The 15130-nt window shown below is 59.9% G+C and carries 13 protein-coding genes and 1 pseudogene; 6 read left to right on the plus strand and 8 right to left on the minus strand.

All coding sequences use genetic code 11. The annotated features are described in order from the left end of the window. Positions 1-706: 706 nt before the first annotated feature. Positions 707-763, plus strand: a pseudogene (locus FXO12_RS29370) (hypothetical protein); the annotation flags it as partial. Positions 764-964: 201 nt separating this feature from the next. Beyond that, complete coding sequence (locus FXO12_RS29375; protein WP_372241990.1) at positions 965-1669, plus strand: methyl-accepting chemotaxis protein; 705 nt, start codon at positions 965-967, stop codon at positions 1667-1669. A gap of 257 nt (positions 1670-1926) precedes the next feature. Here the strand turns inward: FXO12_RS29375 and FXO12_RS07875 are convergent, their stop codons facing one another. From FXO12_RS07875 to FXO12_RS07890, 4 genes are read right to left on the minus strand one after another with little or no spacing between them, the layout of a single operon-like run. Then, positions 1927-3240 carry a sensor histidine kinase gene (locus FXO12_RS07875; RefSeq protein WP_014717944.1) on the minus strand — a complete coding sequence of 438 codons (1314 nt, stop codon included), beginning with the start codon at positions 3238-3240 and terminating at the stop codon, positions 1927-1929. Continuing rightward, positions 3237-3905, minus strand: a complete 669-nt coding sequence (locus FXO12_RS07880) for a response regulator transcription factor (protein ID WP_034125807.1) — start codon at positions 3903-3905, stop codon at positions 3237-3239. The genes FXO12_RS07875 and FXO12_RS07880 overlap by 4 nt, the downstream gene beginning before the upstream one ends. Further along, on the minus strand, positions 3905-4216 hold the full coding sequence (locus FXO12_RS07885) for a PepSY domain-containing protein (protein WP_057976624.1): 312 nt from the start codon (positions 4214-4216) through the stop codon (positions 3905-3907). Before FXO12_RS07885 ends, FXO12_RS07880 begins: the two co-directional genes overlap by 1 nt. Continuing rightward, positions 4216-4518, minus strand: coding sequence for a PepSY domain-containing protein (locus FXO12_RS07890; RefSeq protein ID WP_054898803.1), 303 nt, complete (start codon positions 4516-4518; stop codon positions 4216-4218). Before FXO12_RS07890 ends, FXO12_RS07885 begins: the two co-directional genes overlap by 1 nt. Before the next feature lie 158 nt (positions 4519-4676). Here FXO12_RS07890 and FXO12_RS07895 point away from each other — a divergent pair, with 158 nt between their 5' ends. The 4 genes from FXO12_RS07895 (at position 4677) to codA (ending at position 9246) form a co-directional block, all read left to right on the plus strand. Beyond that, complete coding sequence (locus FXO12_RS07895; RefSeq protein ID WP_054898802.1) at positions 4677-5756, plus strand: hypothetical protein; 1080 nt, start codon at positions 4677-4679, stop codon at positions 5754-5756. 182 nt (positions 5757-5938) lie between these two features. After that, positions 5939-6295 (plus strand): 6-carboxytetrahydropterin synthase QueD, encoded by a 357-nt coding sequence (queD, locus tag FXO12_RS07900; protein ID WP_057976622.1) that lies wholly within the window; start codon positions 5939-5941, stop codon positions 6293-6295. A gap of 398 nt (positions 6296-6693) precedes the next feature. Next, the gene (codB, locus tag FXO12_RS07905; protein ID WP_057976620.1) at positions 6694-7962 is read left to right on the plus strand and encodes a cytosine permease; all 1269 of its coding nucleotides are present in this window, start codon (positions 6694-6696) and stop codon (positions 7960-7962) included. Between the two features lie 48 nt (positions 7963-8010). Then, positions 8011-9246: a cytosine deaminase gene (gene codA, locus FXO12_RS07910; RefSeq protein ID WP_057976618.1), complete on the plus strand. Its 1236-nt coding sequence runs from the start codon at positions 8011-8013 to the stop codon at positions 9244-9246. A 9-nt stretch (positions 9247-9255) separates the two neighbouring features. On the opposite strand, the gene FXO12_RS07915 is transcribed toward codA, so the two are convergent. The 4 genes from FXO12_RS07915 to tssI are packed head-to-tail and all read right to left on the minus strand — an operon-like array spanning position 9256 to position 14923. After that, on the minus strand, positions 9256-11406 hold the full coding sequence (locus tag FXO12_RS07915; protein WP_057976616.1) for a lipase family protein: 2151 nt from the start codon (positions 11404-11406) through the stop codon (positions 9256-9258). A gap of 13 nt (positions 11407-11419) precedes the next feature. Beyond that, entirely contained in the window at positions 11420-12199 is a 780-nt protein-coding gene (locus tag FXO12_RS07920) for a hypothetical protein (RefSeq protein ID WP_372241982.1), read from the minus strand. Continuing rightward, positions 12192-13028 carry a DUF4123 domain-containing protein gene (locus tag FXO12_RS07925; RefSeq protein WP_054898234.1) on the minus strand — a complete coding sequence of 279 codons (837 nt, stop codon included), beginning with the start codon at positions 13026-13028 and terminating at the stop codon, positions 12192-12194. The genes FXO12_RS07920 and FXO12_RS07925 overlap by 8 nt, the downstream gene beginning before the upstream one ends. Further along, positions 13028-14923 carry a type VI secretion system tip protein TssI/VgrG gene (gene tssI, locus FXO12_RS07930; RefSeq protein ID WP_054898233.1) on the minus strand — a complete coding sequence of 632 codons (1896 nt, stop codon included), beginning with the start codon at positions 14921-14923 and terminating at the stop codon, positions 13028-13030. The genes FXO12_RS07925 and tssI overlap by 1 nt, the downstream gene beginning before the upstream one ends. Positions 14924-15130: the final 207 nt, after the last annotated feature.

The raw sequence follows: 15130 nt of genomic DNA on the forward strand, positions 1-15130 counted from the left end.
GCAACCGACACCGGGGAAAATCACCTCGATGGCGCTGCCCGAGAGCGACATGGCCGACACCTCCATCGGCCCCAGCGGCGAAAAGGCCAACGCCTGGTTCACCTGCCCGCGCACGACTCTCAAGCCCTGCGTGATCGAGCCCTACTTCTATGTGATCGACGGCCAGAACGTGCTGATGACCAGCATCGTGTTCCCGCTGATGGTCAATGGCAAAGTCATCGCCTCGCTGTCGGTGGATATCAACCTCAACAGCCTGCAGGCGGTCAGCCAACAGGCCAGCCAGAAACTGTACGACGGCCAGACCCAGGTCAGCATCCTCAGCGCCACTGGCTTATTGGCTGGCTACAGCCCGGATGCCAGCAAACTCAGCCAACGCCTGGAGCAGGTCGACCCGGCCAGCGGCGCACAGCTGACCAGTGCCTTGGCCAGCAGTACCCAGACCCGCAGCCTGCGCACCGACCACCAACTCAAGGTACTGGCGCCTTTTGCGCCGATTCCCGGCGGTAAGGCGTGGGGCGTATTGCTGGATGTACCTGAAAAAGTCCTGGTCGCCCCCGCCGAAGCGCTGAAAAACCAGCTGGACGCCGACAACGCCAAAGGCACCCTGCTGGAACTGGGCCTGGGCCTGCTGGCCGCCGTGGTCGGCTTGATCCTGGTGTGGCTGATGGCACGCAGCGTGACCCGGCCAATCCTCGGCGTGGCGCACATGCTTGAGGATATCGCCAGCGGCGAAGGCGACCTGACCCGGCGCCTGGCCTATGCCAAACAGGACGAGCTGGGCCAATTGGCCGGCTGGTTCAACCGTTTCCTCGACAAGCTGCAGCCGATCATTGCCGAGGTCAAACGCTCGGTGCAGGACGCTCGCGGCACCGCCGACCAGTCCGCCGCTATTGCCACGCAAACCAGCGCCGGCATGGAGCAGCAGTACCGTCAGGTTGATCAGGTGGCCACCGCATCCCACGAAATGAGCGCCACCGCTCAGGATGTGGCTCGCAGCGCCGCCCAGGCGGCCCAAGCCGCCCGAGATGCCGACCAGGCGACTCGCCAAGGCTTGACGGTTATCGACCGCACCACCGCCAACATTGGCGAGCTCGCCGCCGACATGAGCACCGCTATGACCCAAGTTGAAGGCTTGGCCGCCAACAGCGAACAGATCGGCTCGGTGCTCGAAGTGATTCGCGGCATCGCCGAGCAGACCAACCTGTTGGCGCTCAACGCCGCCATCGAAGCCGCTCGCGCCGGTGAAGCCGGCCGCGGTTTTGCCGTGGTCGCCGACGAAGTGCGCAACCTGGCACGGCGCACCCAGGAATCGGTGGAAGAAACCCGCCTGGTGATCGAACAATTGCAAACCGGTACCAGCGACGTGGTCGGCTCCATGGGCAACAGCTATCGCCAGGCCCAGGGCAGTGTCGAACAGGTCGGCCAGGCCGTCACCGCCTTGCGCCAGATTGGCGATGCGGTCACGGTGATCAGCGACATGAACCTGCAAATCGCCAGCGCCGCGGAAGAGCAAAGCGCCGTGGCCGAAGAGATCAACAGCAACGTGGCGACCATTCGCGATGTGACCGAATCGTTGTCGGAGCAGGCCAATGAATCGGCGCGGGTCAGCCAGGCGTTGAACAGCCTGGCGAACCAGCAGCAGGGGTTGATGGATCAGTTTCGGGTCTGAATGTAGCTAGGCTTTTCTGTGGGGGTCGGGCTTGCCCCAATGCCAGTCCGTTAAGGGCTTTTTGTAGGAGCGAGCTTGCTCGCGAAAAACTCACAGGCGCGGCGTTCATTCAGGATGCCCGCGTTATCGTTGACGTTTTTCGCGAGCAAGCTCGCTCCTACAGTAGGCGATGCAAACACCTCGGTATTTCAGGTAAACCGAGTCGATGCTATCGCAGGCAAGCCAGCTCCCACATTTTGAGCAGCGGTGTGCCAGTGTCAGCGGCGTGGCAACTGGATCAATACCTTGAGCCCACCCAGCTCACTCTCCTGCAGTTGCAACACCCCACCCCACACCTCGACAATGTCGCGCACGATCCCCAAACCCAGGCCATGGCCAACCCTTTGCTCATCCAGGCGTGCGCCACGGCTGAACACTTGGTCGCGCTGGGCCTCGGGAATGCCGGGGCCGTCGTCTTCCACCGCCAGCCGATAGCCCTGGGGCGTCTCGCTGACGCTCAGGCGTACCTCGGCGTCCGCCCATTTACAGGCGTTGTCCAACAGATTGCCCAGCAGTTCCAGCAGGTCTTCACGGTCCCAGGGCAGTTGCAGGCCCGGCGCCACCTGATAGCTGAGGTCCAGGTGTTCGCCGTGGATCATGCGCAGGGTGGCCAGTAAACCGGGCAGCTCTTGTTCACAGTCAAACAACGCGCCCGGCAAGGCATCGCCCGCCAGGCGCGCACGGTTGAGTTCACGGTTGAGGCGCTGCTGCACCTGCTCCAATTGCTCGCGCAGCAACTGGCTCAGTTGCGGATGATCCTTGAGGGCGTCACTGGAGGCGGCGCTCAACAACACTGCCAGCGGGGTTTTCAGCGCATGCCCCAGGTTGCCGAGGGCGTTGCGGGAGCGCTTGAGGCTGTCTTCGGTGTGCGCCAACAGGTGGTTGATCTGCGCCACCAGGGGCTCCAGCTCAAGCGGCACTTGAGTGTCGAGTTGCGAGCGCTGGCCTTGTTGCAGTTGGGCGATCTGGTTGCGTGCGGTCTCCAGGGGGCGCAGGGCACGGCGCACGGTGACCCGTTGCAGGATCAGCACCAACAGCAGCGCCGCCAGCCCCATCACCAGGCCGACCTGGCGCATCAGGCGAAAGCTTTCGCGCACAGGCGTGTAGTCCTGGGCCACGCTGATGGAAATCGATTGGCCGAAGCGCTTGTAGTCCGAGCGCAGCACCAACAGTTGCTGGCCTTCGGGCCCCAGTTGCAGGTTGCCCTTGAGCCCCGCCACCGGGAGCCGGGGCAGTTCCTGGTCCCACAATGAACGGGAGCGCCAATGCACATCGGCAAAGTCGATACGAAAGTAATGCCCGGAAAACGGCCGCTGGTACGCCGGCGACAGGCGTTGCTCATCCAACTGCACGCCGTTGGGCCCACGCACCAGCGCCACCAGCAGATTTTCGCTGTCGTTGCGCAAGCCCGCTTCAAGGTAGCGTTGCAAACCCGCCTCGAACAACCACAGGCTGGTTTGCGCCAGCACCACGCCGACAATCACCATCACGCTGATCAACCCCAGGCTCAAGCGCCGCTGGATCGACCTCATGCCGGGGTGGCGCCGAAACGGTAGCCCTGGCCACGCCGGGTCTCGATCACGCTGCGGCCCAATTTGCGCCTTAGATGGTTGACGTGCACCTCCAGCACATTGGAGTCGCGCTCGGTCTCGCCGTCATACAAGTGTTCGGCCAGGTGGCTTTTGGACAGGATCTGTTCGGGATGCAGCATGAAATAGCGCAACAAACGAAACTCGGCAGCCGTCAGCTGGATCTCGGCGCCGTCACGTAGCACGCACTGGCGCCCTTCATCCAGATGCAGGCCGGCAGCTTGCAGGGTGGGCTGGTTCGTCTGGCCATGGGAGCGGCGCAGCAGCGACTGGATGCGCAGGTACAGCTCTTCGGGGTGAAAGGGTTTGCTCAGGTAATCATCGGCGCCGGCCTTGAGCCCTTCGATACGCTCGGCCCAGGAATCGCGGGCCGTGAGGATCAGCACTGGTATGGCCAACGAGGCGGCGCGCCATTGCGCCAGCACTTCAAGCCCGGGTAAACCGGGCAGGCCAAGGTCAAGGATGATCAAGTCATACGGCTCGCTGCGTCCTTGATACACGGCGTCGCGGCCATCGGCCAGCCAGTCGACCGCGTAGCCCTGGCGCTGCAGGCCGGCCATCAGTTCGTCGGCCAGGGGCACGTTGTCTTCCACCAGGAGCAGGCGCATCAGTCTTCCTCATCTTTGATCAGGTCGCCATTGGTGGCATCCAGCTTGATCTCGCGCACCACGCCCTCGGTGGTCACCAGTTCCACTTCATAGGCGTATTGCCCGTGTTTCTTTTCCAGTTCGGCTTCCAGCAGCCGTGAGCCGGGGTATCGCGCCATGGCCTGCTGCAACAGCTGTTCCAATGGCAGGATGACGCCTTGTTGGCGCAGGGCCAGGGCTTCGTCCTGATTGAGGTCGCGGGCCTCGAGGCTGGAACAAAACACCATGAGCACCAGCGCCACGCGACTGCCGACGCGTAAATTTACCTTCATTACGTATCCTGATGATTCTTGAGAACCTGCCCGGTGAGCGCGTTCAATTCAACATCCCATTCAATGCCGTCGGTATCTCGTAGCTCGACTTCATAGACGTACTTGCCGTATTCCTCATCCAGATCGGTGTCCAGCAGCGTCGAACCAGGGTGAAGGGCCAGGGCCGTGGCTTCCAACTGATCGAAAGCGACAATTGTAACAGTGGCCGGCACGATCAGTGGCTTGTCGGGGTCCACGGCGGCGGCCGGGGTCGCCGTAACGAGGATGATAGCGGCGGCGCCCAGGGCAGTGAGGCGCTTCATGATAAGTCTCCGTTACATGATGTTTTCCTACATCGGCCACCGTACGCCCTGCAACTTAACTGAAACTGAATTGCCACCATGGCAATTCCAGTCAAGCCATTTTTCCCACTGCCTGCGAGATTTCCTATACTGCCCCGCTCGCCTCAACAGAGACCGGTATGACAGCCATCCATATCAAGTTCCCGGCCTTGACCCTCAAGGCCGGTAAACGCGCCATCACCCGCATCCGCGAGCAGGGCCTTGCGCCTGCCGACGTCGGTATCCTCCCCGGCGCGGCTGGCGGCCCCAAGGCCCTGGGTATCCAAGGGCTCGACCTGGCGCTGTTCGGTGATTGGTTGCCCCGTGCGCCGCGCGAGCGTGCGCTGATCGGCGCGTCCATTGGCTCCTGGCGGTTTGCCAGCGCCTGCCTGCCCGACCCGGTGCAAGGTTTGCTCGACTTGGGCCGGCTGTACAACGAGCAGCGCTTTGCCAAAGGCGTGACCATGGCGCAAGTCAGCCAGAGCTGCCAACGCATGCTCGACGACCTGCTGGCCGGGCGCGATGCGCGGGTGCTGGACAACCCCGACTATCGGCTGAACATCATGGTGGTCAAGAGCCACGGTTTGCTCGCCGATGACCACCGTGGGCGGCTGGGGCTGGGCCTGTCATCGGTGATTGCCGATAACCTGCGGGGCCGCGCACGGCTGTCGCGGCATTTCGAGCGGCTGATCATCCACGACCCGCGTCAGGCGCCTCCGGTACACCCCCTGAAGGATTTCCCCTCGCGCTTTCTCACCCTGGACGTGGGCAACCTGCGCCAGGCGTTGCTCGCGTCCGGGTCGATCCCCATGGTCATGCAAGGCGTACGCGACCTGCCTGGGGCCGGGGCCGGCACCTACCGCGACGGCGGCCTGCTGGACTACCACCTCGACCTGCCCTACCACGGCGATGACATCGTGCTGTACCCGCATTTTACTGACCGGGTCATCCCCGGCTGGTTCGACAAGGGCCTGCCATGGCGGCGCAGCAACCAGCAGGGCTTGCAGGATGTGTTACTGCTGGCGCCGTCCAGGGACTACCTGGCCCGCCTGCCCCACGGCAAGCTGCCAGACCGCAGCGACTTCAAGCGTTTCATGGGCGATGATCCAGGCCGCAACAAATATTGGCAAACTGCCATGAGCGAGAGCCAACGACTGGGGGATGAGTTTTTGGCATTGGCGGATAACGGCAAGCTCGGCGACCGTTTGCTCGCCCTTTAAGTGTAGGAGCGAGCTTGCTCGCGAAGGTCGTCAACGATAACGCAGGGTGCCTGGATTAACGCGGCGCCCTTGGGTTTTTCGCGAGCAAGCTTGCTCCTACAACATGAGGGGCGGTATGCGCAGAGGTTGATCAAACTGTTAAACTCGCCGCCTGCCAGACACCTGACCGAGCTGAAAACACTGTGGAAATCTTCAAAGAGTTTACCTTCGAATCCGCCCATCGCCTGCCCCACGTACCGGAAGGCCACAAATGCGGGCGTCTGCACGGGCACTCGTTCAAGGTGGCCATCCACCTGAGCGGCGATCTGGATCCCCATACCGGCTGGATTCGCGACTTCTCGGAGATCAAGGCGATTTTCAAGCCGCTCTATGAACGCCTCGACCACAACTACCTCAATGACATTCCCGGCCTGGAAAACCCCACCAGCGAAGTGCTGGCCAAGTGGATCTGGAATGAACTGAAACTCTTGCTGCCGGAACTCAGTGCGATCCGTATCCACGAGACGTGCACCAGTGGGTGCATTTATCGCGGCGAGTAAGTGATCGAGTGTTGAAAAGACCACCTGCGGGGAATGTCACTGTGGCGAGGGAGCTTGCTCCCGCTGGGTCGCGAAGCGGCCCCAAAAGATGGGACTGCTACGCAGCCCAACGGGAGCAAGCTCCCTCGCCACAGGTCACTGTTTGTTCGCTCTAGCTCTTAATTGGCTGGCATTGCCAACTGTAGGTGTTTTTTTTCGAAGCGGCGGGCTGATCCATTAGGAAAACCCGCACAGACGCCGATCGACTGAGCCAGTTTGGCTCACCGCTGCACTGCTTTTGCTCTGATTGGGAGGAGGCGGCCTTATAAAGGGCTTACTCCGTCAGCGCATACCTGCCTGCACCTGCATTGGCACGCAGGATGCACACGACCTGGGTCACCACTCAGGGAGCAGCCCCCATGACGCAACAAGACCCCGGCAACGACTACCCTCTCAGCGAAGTCCCCTTGCACGCGCGCAAGGGTCTGGCCTCTACGGCCATGGTGTTGCTGGGGTTCACCTTTTTTACCGCGACCATGTTCGCCGGCGGCAAGCTGGGGGTGGCGTTCAGCTTCATCGACATGCTCGGCGTCGTGGCCCTGGGTAACCTGTTGTTGGGTATCTACGCCGCAGGCTTGGGTTACATCGCGTTCAAGAGCGGCTTGAACTCGGTGTTGATGGGGCGTTTCTGCTTTGGCGAAGTGGGCAGCAAGCTCAGTGACTTGATCCTCGGTTTTACCCAGATCGGCTGGTATGCCTGGGGCACGGCCACGGCTGCGGTGGTATTGGGCAAGTATTTCCAATTGAGCCAGGGCAGTGTGCTGGGGCTGATGGTGATATTTGGCTTACTGTTCTGCGCCACCGCCTATGTGGGGTATCGCGGCTTGGAAATCCTGTCCTACATCGCGGTGCCGGCCATGGGGCTCCTGTTGCTGCTGTCGATGTGGGTCGCCACCGTAAAGGTCGGCGGGCTGGAGGGGCTGCTGGCGGTGGTGCCCAGCGCTGAGCTGGACTTGTCCACCGCCATCACCCTGGTGTTCGGGACCTTTGTCAGCGGGGCAACCCAGGCCACCAACTGGACGAGGTTTTCGCGCTCGGCCAAGGTTGCGGTGCTGGCCAGCCTGATCGGTTTTTTTGTCGGCAATGGTTTGATGGTGCTGATCGGGGCCTATGGCGCCATCGTCTATCAGCAACCGGATGTAGTGGAAGTCTTGCTGCTGCAAGGTTTCGCCACGGCGGCGATGGCGATGTTGCTGCTCAATATCTGGAGCACCCAGGACAACACCATCTACAACTTCGCCGTCGCCGGTTGCAACCTGCTGCGTACCCAGCGTCGCAAGAGCGTGACCCTGGCCGGCGCGGTGATCGGCACCCTGCTCGCCTTGTTCGGCATGTACGACCTGTTGGTGCCGTACCTGATCCTGCTGGGCACGGTCATCCCGCCGATAGGAGGCGTGATCATGGCGGACTTCTTCTATCGCTATCGCGGCCAATATCCGCGCTTGGCAGAGGCTCACTTACCGGCATTCAATTGGCCAGGTCTGATCGCGTATGGAGTGGGTACCGTGGTCGCGTTCAACTCGCCGTGGGTCGCGCCGTTGGTGGGAATTTTTGCCGCATCGCTGACCTATGTGCTGCTCAGCGCCATACTACGCGCCATGACCGCCTGGACATCGGTATCGTCCTGAGGATCTGGCGGCTGTCTGCCTGATTTTTTAGCCAAGAGGAACTTGCCCATGCACATCATCAATGCCCGCCTGCGCAACCGTGAAGGCCTGCATGATCTGCACCTGGAAAATGGCCGGATCGCCAGCATCACTGCGCAAACCGGAGCGCCCACACTGATGGCCGGCGACTTGGACGCCGCCGGCAACCTGGTCATACCGCCCTTTGTCGAGCCCCACATCCACCTCGACGCCACCCTCACCGCCGGCGAGCCGCGCTGGAACATGAGCGGTACGCTGTTTGAAGGCATCGAGTGCTGGGGCGAACGCAAGGCCACCATTACTCTGGAAGACACCAAGGCCCGGGCCAAAAAAACCATTCAGGCGCTCGCCGCCCATGGCATCCAGCATGTGCGCACCCATGTCGACGTCACCGACCCGGACCTCACCGCACTCAAGGCCCTGCTGGAGGTACGTGAAGAGAGTACCCACCTGATCGACCTGCAAATCGTCGCCTTCCCCCAGGAAGGCATCGAGTCCTTCCGCAATGGTCGCGAGTTGATGGAAGAAGCCATTCGCCTGGGTGCCGATGTGATCGGTGGCATCCCCCACTTCGAATACACCCGCGACCAAGGCGTGAGTTCGGTGAAGTTCCTCATGGATCTGGCCGAGCGTACTGGCTGCCTGGTGGACGTGCACTGTGACGAAACCGATGACCCCCACTCACGCTTTCTCGAAGTCCTCGCGGAAGAAGCCCGCAGCCGCGACATGGGTGCCCGCGTGACCGCCAGCCATACCACCGCCATGGGTTCCTACGACAATGCTTACTGCGCCAAGCTGTTTCGCCTGCTAGGACACTCCGGCATCAGCTTTGTCTCGTGCCCCACCGAAAGCATCCACCTGCAGGGCCGCTTCGACAACTTCCCGAAACGCCGTGGTGTCACCCGTGTGAACGAACTGCTTGAGGCCGGCATGAACGTGTGTTTCGGCCAGGATTCCATCGTCGATCCCTGGTACCCGCTGGGTAACGGCAACATTCTGCGAGTACTGGAGGCCGGTCTGCACATCTGTCATATGCTCGGTTACCGCAATTTGCAAAACGCCCTGGACCTGGTCACCGACAACAGTGCCAAAGCCATGAGCCTGGGCGATCGTTATGGGTTGCAAGCAGGTCGCCCGGCCAACCTGCTGATACTGTCGGCCGACAGCGACTACGAAGTCATACGTAGCCAGGGCCTGCCGTTGTACTCGATTCGCAACGGCAAGGTACTGATGAAACGGCAACCGGCACAGGTAGAGTTTATGTAACCGCGTGGGTTAGACGACTGAGTCGATGTCCAACGTTTGCACCCGTACCTGTTCATCGTGGGAAGGCGGCGGAACGCTGGTGAATTGGGCCGGCTCACGATTCTCACGATGGCGGAACCAACGCTTGAGGCTCGCTTGCAGATGTGCAGAAGAGGCATGGCTGCCGTAGACATCGCGGGCTTGCAGGCGACGCCAGCGCAGGCTTGCCAAGCGCTCGCGGCTGGTGTGCAAACGGTCGATCTCTGCGTTCAAGGCATCGGTAGGTTCATGGCTACGATCATTGGCAGGGCGCCGCAGAGCAAGCTCACGCCGCTTGGCCCGTAGTTGCTCGCGCATGTCTTCAAAGGCCCGGTCGAGCAGCTCGAATTCCCTCTGGGTCACCAACGAGCCCTCACTCTCCAGGGTTTGTTGCCAGCGGCGCAATGTCGCCCACGCCGCGGGGATGTAGCTGGTGGTCATGAAGTGCTGGTCGGCTTGAAACAGCTGCCTCAGCACATTATCGCGGTCGGGCATGTCGCCCTGCAGTTGCAATGCGCGGTTGCAACCCGCTTCTTGGAGGGATTCACAGCCAGGTTTCCATAACACCGAAGAATGGCTGCCATCCGGGAGCGTGATCGGCATGAAATGATATTGCTCGCCATGATGCCGATAGGGGTTGCCGCCCACGCGCACCAGCCCTGCGGCGAACAACAGGCCACCGGGTACGGGATTGCTGAATAGCGTGATGGCCCCGGGAATCCAGAGCTTGGCGGTGGTATTCATCCAGGGCGCCGGGACGCTGGGGACAGGGTCGTTGTGGTTGACGATGCGGTGGTGGACCAGGGAAGAGGCACCGGCGGTAAATTCAGAGTCGGCGGCGCGGGGGGCGCCGTAGGTGTAGAGAAGGACGTTGTAATGGGCATCCTGGGCTCGGCGCAGCCCTTCGGCCAACAGCAATGCAATGGCGCCTCCAAGGCTGTGGCCGCAAATTACGATGCGCTGGCCCACATGAAACTGATCAAGGTATTGCAATACGAAATCACGCATAGCCCGGTAGGCCTGGTAAAAACCACCGTGCGCTTTTCCAACGCCGTCGTCGAAAGACACCTGATGGGCGTCGGCGTCGCGTAATACGTCGGCACGGCTGACCGTTCCTCGCACAGAAATCAGGATGATCTGATCGTGGTGAGTGATGAAGGCCTGGGTATCAGTGCCAAATTTTTCATCATCGAAAAAGTGCAGACGTGCGGGATGCTCCTGCTCTTCGTTTCGTTCCGGGCGATTTTGGGGATACAACACGGGATCGAACGGCAGGATTTCGAAGCGTTGGGAGTAAGGAATATCTTCGTAGATCGGGTAAAAACGGTGTGATTGCTTCGGATCAATTCGCCAGGCTTCGTGATACACCGAAAGCTGTTCAGCGAATAAATTTCCAACGCTCGGATCCAACGGAAACCGGACTTCGTCTAATGGTTTTTCGGCGGGGGCCTGTCCAAAATCGCAGTAACTCAACGCAGCAAACAATGCCAGTTGGTATAGGTTAAGGGCGCAGAAGCCGTCTTCGGTGGATAAGATGGGGCGTAAGGCCCGTAGTGGTCGCACTTCCAGAACGGTGTGCTTGTTGGGGAACAGTACGATACCCACCAATGAAGGCTGAGGCGGGCCGAAGCCCAGATCGGCCAACATTTTCAGTGCATGGCGCTTGGGAGAGTGGACTCGAGGCGTTGTCGGAGGCAAATGGGCAACATGACGAACTAAATCTCTAACTTCGACTTGATAAAATCTGTTGGGTTGATGTTGAGCGGGATTGGCTTCAATACGACGTCCATCGACCGAAGCAAATCTGGTTTGCTCAGCACGAACTTGAAGCTCGGTGATAGGTAGCTGATAAGTCGGCCGCATCATTAACCGACGATATGGCTGCTCGGTTCCTGAATACAGATCGTCAAAAACGAGGACTACGGGACCGCTGTAAATATCTTTTAGCTTGACGAATCCTTCCCCGTTCAATCTACCTTTGTACTCTCGTCCAGCGCTGTCGCGGACCGTATACGACAGGCCAGCGTACGTCGCCCCAACTCCAGTTTCATCGACCAAGCAAAAACTCACCCATTGCCCTCGCAATGAACAAGCTGGCGTGCTGTCACTGAAAAAGGGTCGCTTCCTTGCGTCCAAATACATGGCTTACTCCTTATTACTCACACGATGGATAAATATTACAAATGCGGCCATCCGGCATTTTTATCGGTTTAAAGTCGGTGGTATTGCCGTTGCAATAAGCGTCCCGATCGGCAAAGTTTTTACCCCTACATCGCTTCCATCCACCTGGAACATTTATCCAATTATCGCCAAAGGCAGGTCGTTCCTCATCAGTCAAATTCAACACAACCTTAAGCTTTCTTCCCGACAGTTGATCTCTTTGTACAACGCCCCCTACCCGCGACTCTTGCAAGTTTCCCATCGAATCCAATGAATTGCAGATCAGGAGTTTTCTAATCGCATGCAAAGGCCCTACCGTCCGAAAGTGCCACTTACATTGCCCAAGTATTTCCTGCACACCCGAGTCGGGCATACCAGGCAGGTCGGCCTCCAAACGGTCTCGAATGGAAATACTCCCGAAATTCCCGCCCACATCCGTACTCCGTGTCCCCCACTTCGCATAGAAGTCAAATTCCACACTGCGCAGGACCAACGGACATCCTTCTACCGTTTCAGTCAGTGGCAACTCATAACTCACACTGCTCGCCACAGGCTTGTAGTCTGTAAAAAAGACTTTCCGCTCAGGTCTTTTGCCTCGCCGCCGAGGCAAGGTGCAAGTCTCACCCGTTGCGGGCCGGTAGTTGGCAGCCGTTTTAAGTTCAAATTGCGCTGGCAAATCCACCTCCAATGTAAAACGCTCCACCGTCCTCCCCGTACACCCCGAAAGCCACGCAGCCGCAACAACCAGCAACACCCACCCTATCCACCTATTCACCTTTCCCTACCTCCCTGCGCCACTGCTCCACCACTCGTTCAAAATGCTCCCCTGGCGCCTCGCCGGCCCTCGGCTGCCAATGGATAACACTGCTTCGGGTCGCCTCTGCCAAACGACGCACCACCAGAAATTCGAGCTTCTCCGGCTCCCGCCATTGCCAAGCGCGCGCCTGCGCCAGTACCTGGGCCAGCCAAATCCTTGGGTCTTGGAATTCGACCAATGCCGCCAGGTCTTCACTGTGTTCCGCCAACAGGTAACGCAGGATATTGGCGTTCAGGATGGCTTCGGCCTGGGGATTGGGTGTATCGAGCCAAGGCGGGAGCCGAGGCGCTGGGTAATCGCCCGGTGCAGGGTTTTCGTGATGGCACCAATGGCCTTCGTGCCAATAGCACACACTGATCAGCGGCCCGAGGTAGACCGGCCAATGCTCTTTGGCCAGATAGGCCAGGGCGCGGGCCAAGGTGCGGTTGTCGTGAATGCGGTAAAGCGCCTGCTGGCCCTCCGGCCCTGTCAGGAGCCTTTCGCGCCAATGGCGCGCCACATCCGTCAAGTCGGTAGCCGACAAGCTCGCGAGCCACCCCCAGTTTGACTCGGGGTGTTGCAACAGATCAGCCAGGGCGGGTTCATTGATCTGCTCAAGCAAGAGGATGATCGGGCCAGAACTCGCCAGCTCCGCCGCGGCGGTATCGCTATAGAGATTGCAATAGTGCGACGGGGCGCAACCTGCCAATAGAGGCTGGCGAGCCTCGTGGCCACCTTCCACTATCAGGCACAATCGGTGCCCGTTCTGCAGCTGTTGGGCCATCCAACGACGGGGCAAGCTGTCCATCAAGCCGCCCTCTGCGTGATATCGCACAGGCCTTCGCGACAGCGCTCGCACAGGGGGCAAAAGTCCGCGTCAAGTTGCCTGGCCAAGTCCATGACGACGCTTTGCACTGCCGACAACTGCGCGCCAGCGAACAAAGCCGGGCTCGCCGAACTGTTTGCGACCGACGAACCGGCCTGGGTAAGGGGCCTGCTGCTTGAGATACTGCCCGCTTGCATCACCAAGTGTTCCCCGCCAGCCATCAAGCTCAGTTGCGCACCGGCCTCAATGACCAGGCTGGCACCGGCCTTGAGGTGAACCCGCTGCCCAGCTTCGAACACCAGGCTCTGGCCAACGCGAGTCAGGCTATCGCCCTCTACCTCCAGGCGACTGTCATGACCCACCCGTTGTTCCAAGTCACGCTGGGCGTGCAGGTAGATGAGTTCTTCGCCGCGTCGATCTTCAACGTGCAGCTCGTTAGCCCCTCCGCCATCCGGTGAGCTGCGGCTACGCAGCACGCTGCGTGTCTTGTGCTGCGGCAAGGGATAGGCTGGCAGGTTTGATGCATTGGGCAGGCAACCCATGACGAGAGGGTGATCCGGGTCGCCCTCCAGAAAGCTGACCAGCACTTCCATGCCTACCCGTGGAATCACCATGGCACCAAACCCGTCCCCCGCCCAACCGGACGCCACGCGCAGCCAGCAACTGCTCGCCCCCTCGCGGTTGTCCACACGATCCCAATGAAAGCGCACCCTCACCCGACCATAGGCATCGCAATGCACGTCTTCGCCCGCAGGCCCGGTTACCGTCGCGGTCTGGCTGCCACTGATCGTTGGCCTGGGATGCTTGAGGGCCGGTCGATGCACTGCACGCCAGGGTGTCGCGGTGAATCGGTTGCGATAGCCCTGGAATCCACTGGCTTCAACCATCGACTCCTCCAACACCTGCGGCTGGTAACCCTCATGACGCACCGAAGTCAGCAGCCATAAATCGTTGCAGAGTGGGTCGGGGTGATCACATAGCTCAAGGAAGTGACCACTGCGCAATGCCGGCTGATCGCTCTTGCCCAACACCCTGTGGCGATCACGCTCGTGACGCTCCAGGCCGCGTCGCGCCAGCTGCGCGCCGCGCGCATGCCCCTTAAAACCGGCAGGGTAGGCATAGTCTTCCAAAGTTTGCGCCTGCACGGCACCGGCCTCTTTTTGCAGACGAAATGAAGGGTGCTCGAAGTCATAGTCACGACGTACAGTGCGCCGGCTGCGCGTCTCCAATCGCAGGTCGAAGCGCTGTACAACATGGCTCTGGAGCGCCGGATCAGGCGACGAACAATACCGCTGCACCGACAACCGTCGAAATACTGTCTGATCATCACCGAACACCAGCAGATGATTGTCCACGCTGTGACGAAAGTGATAGTGGATGCCCTCCTCTTCACACAGCCGCTGGATAAAATGCAGGTCGGACTCCCTGTACTGCACGCAAAACGCGCGTGGCGGATACACCACCGGCCCGAGTTCAAAGGCATAGGCGTCAGAGAAGATGCCGTGGTGTTCGAGGACCGTCGCAATGATCTGCGGTACGCTGCGCTGCTGGAAAATCCGCTGGTCGCAACGATGGGCAAGGGATGCCAGGCGTGGAGCCAGCGTGATGTGATAACGGGTGAGTCGCGCACCGGGATCGTCCCGACCGATGGCGTAGACGTACCCATGCAGGCCCTGCCCTGCTTCCCCGAAGTCCAGATAGGCGGGTTTATGAAGCAATGCCTCCAGGTCAAGAGAAGGATCTTCGCTGACTAACTGCACCTGTATGAAGTAAGGTTGATCGAGGGCTTCGCTGCCTTTGAACGCTACTACCTGAAGATCTGTATTTATTTCTGAAAGGATCAATTTGAAACATGACGAAAGAAACTTGTTAACCATCCTTTGTTACCCGCCATCAACTTTTCGATTGAACGACTCTCTTTCGCCAACGCCAACTGGATTGGAAAAAAAGCACCTGAACATGCTCAAGCTTAGCGATTTCAGGCGATTTTCGGCCCGCACCGAATAAAAAAGAAGTTTCGTACAACGAGGATGGAAGTGTCTTTTTACAAAATATTAATACTTTCCATAACAAACAGAAAACGC

The organism is Pseudomonas sp. J380 (assembly GCF_009827115.1).
GTDB lineage: Bacteria > Pseudomonadota > Gammaproteobacteria > Pseudomonadales > Pseudomonadaceae > Aquipseudomonas > Aquipseudomonas paracarnis.

Excerpts from the sequence above, each read along its gene's own strand:
- FXO12_RS07915 (WP_057976616.1), bottom strand. The coding sequence starts at position 11,406 with ATGTATTTGGACGCAAGGAAGCGACCCTTTTTCAGTGACAGCACGCCA.
- codA (WP_057976618.1), top strand. The coding sequence starts at position 8,011 with ATGCACATCATCAATGCCCGCCTGCGCAACCGTGAAGGCCTGCATGAT.
- FXO12_RS07925 (WP_054898234.1), bottom strand. The coding sequence starts at position 13,028 with ATGGACAGCTTGCCCCGTCGTTGGATGGCCCAACAGCTGCAGAACGGG.
- FXO12_RS07875 (WP_014717944.1), bottom strand. The coding sequence starts at position 3,240 with ATGAGGTCGATCCAGCGGCGCTTGAGCCTGGGGTTGATCAGCGTGATG.
- FXO12_RS07885 (WP_057976624.1), bottom strand. The coding sequence starts at position 4,216 with ATGAAGGTAAATTTACGCGTCGGCAGTCGCGTGGCGCTGGTGCTCATG.
- FXO12_RS07880 (WP_034125807.1), bottom strand. The coding sequence starts at position 3,905 with ATGCGCCTGCTCCTGGTGGAAGACAACGTGCCCCTGGCCGACGAACTG.
- FXO12_RS29375 (WP_372241990.1), top strand. The coding sequence starts at position 965 with ATGAGCGCCACCGCTCAGGATGTGGCTCGCAGCGCCGCCCAGGCGGCC.
- FXO12_RS07895 (WP_054898802.1), top strand. The coding sequence starts at position 4,677 with ATGACAGCCATCCATATCAAGTTCCCGGCCTTGACCCTCAAGGCCGGT.
- FXO12_RS07890 (WP_054898803.1), bottom strand. The coding sequence starts at position 4,518 with ATGAAGCGCCTCACTGCCCTGGGCGCCGCCGCTATCATCCTCGTTACG.
- codB (WP_057976620.1), top strand. The coding sequence starts at position 6,694 with ATGACGCAACAAGACCCCGGCAACGACTACCCTCTCAGCGAAGTCCCC.
- tssI (WP_054898233.1), bottom strand. The coding sequence starts at position 14,923 with ATGGTTAACAAGTTTCTTTCGTCATGTTTCAAATTGATCCTTTCAGAA.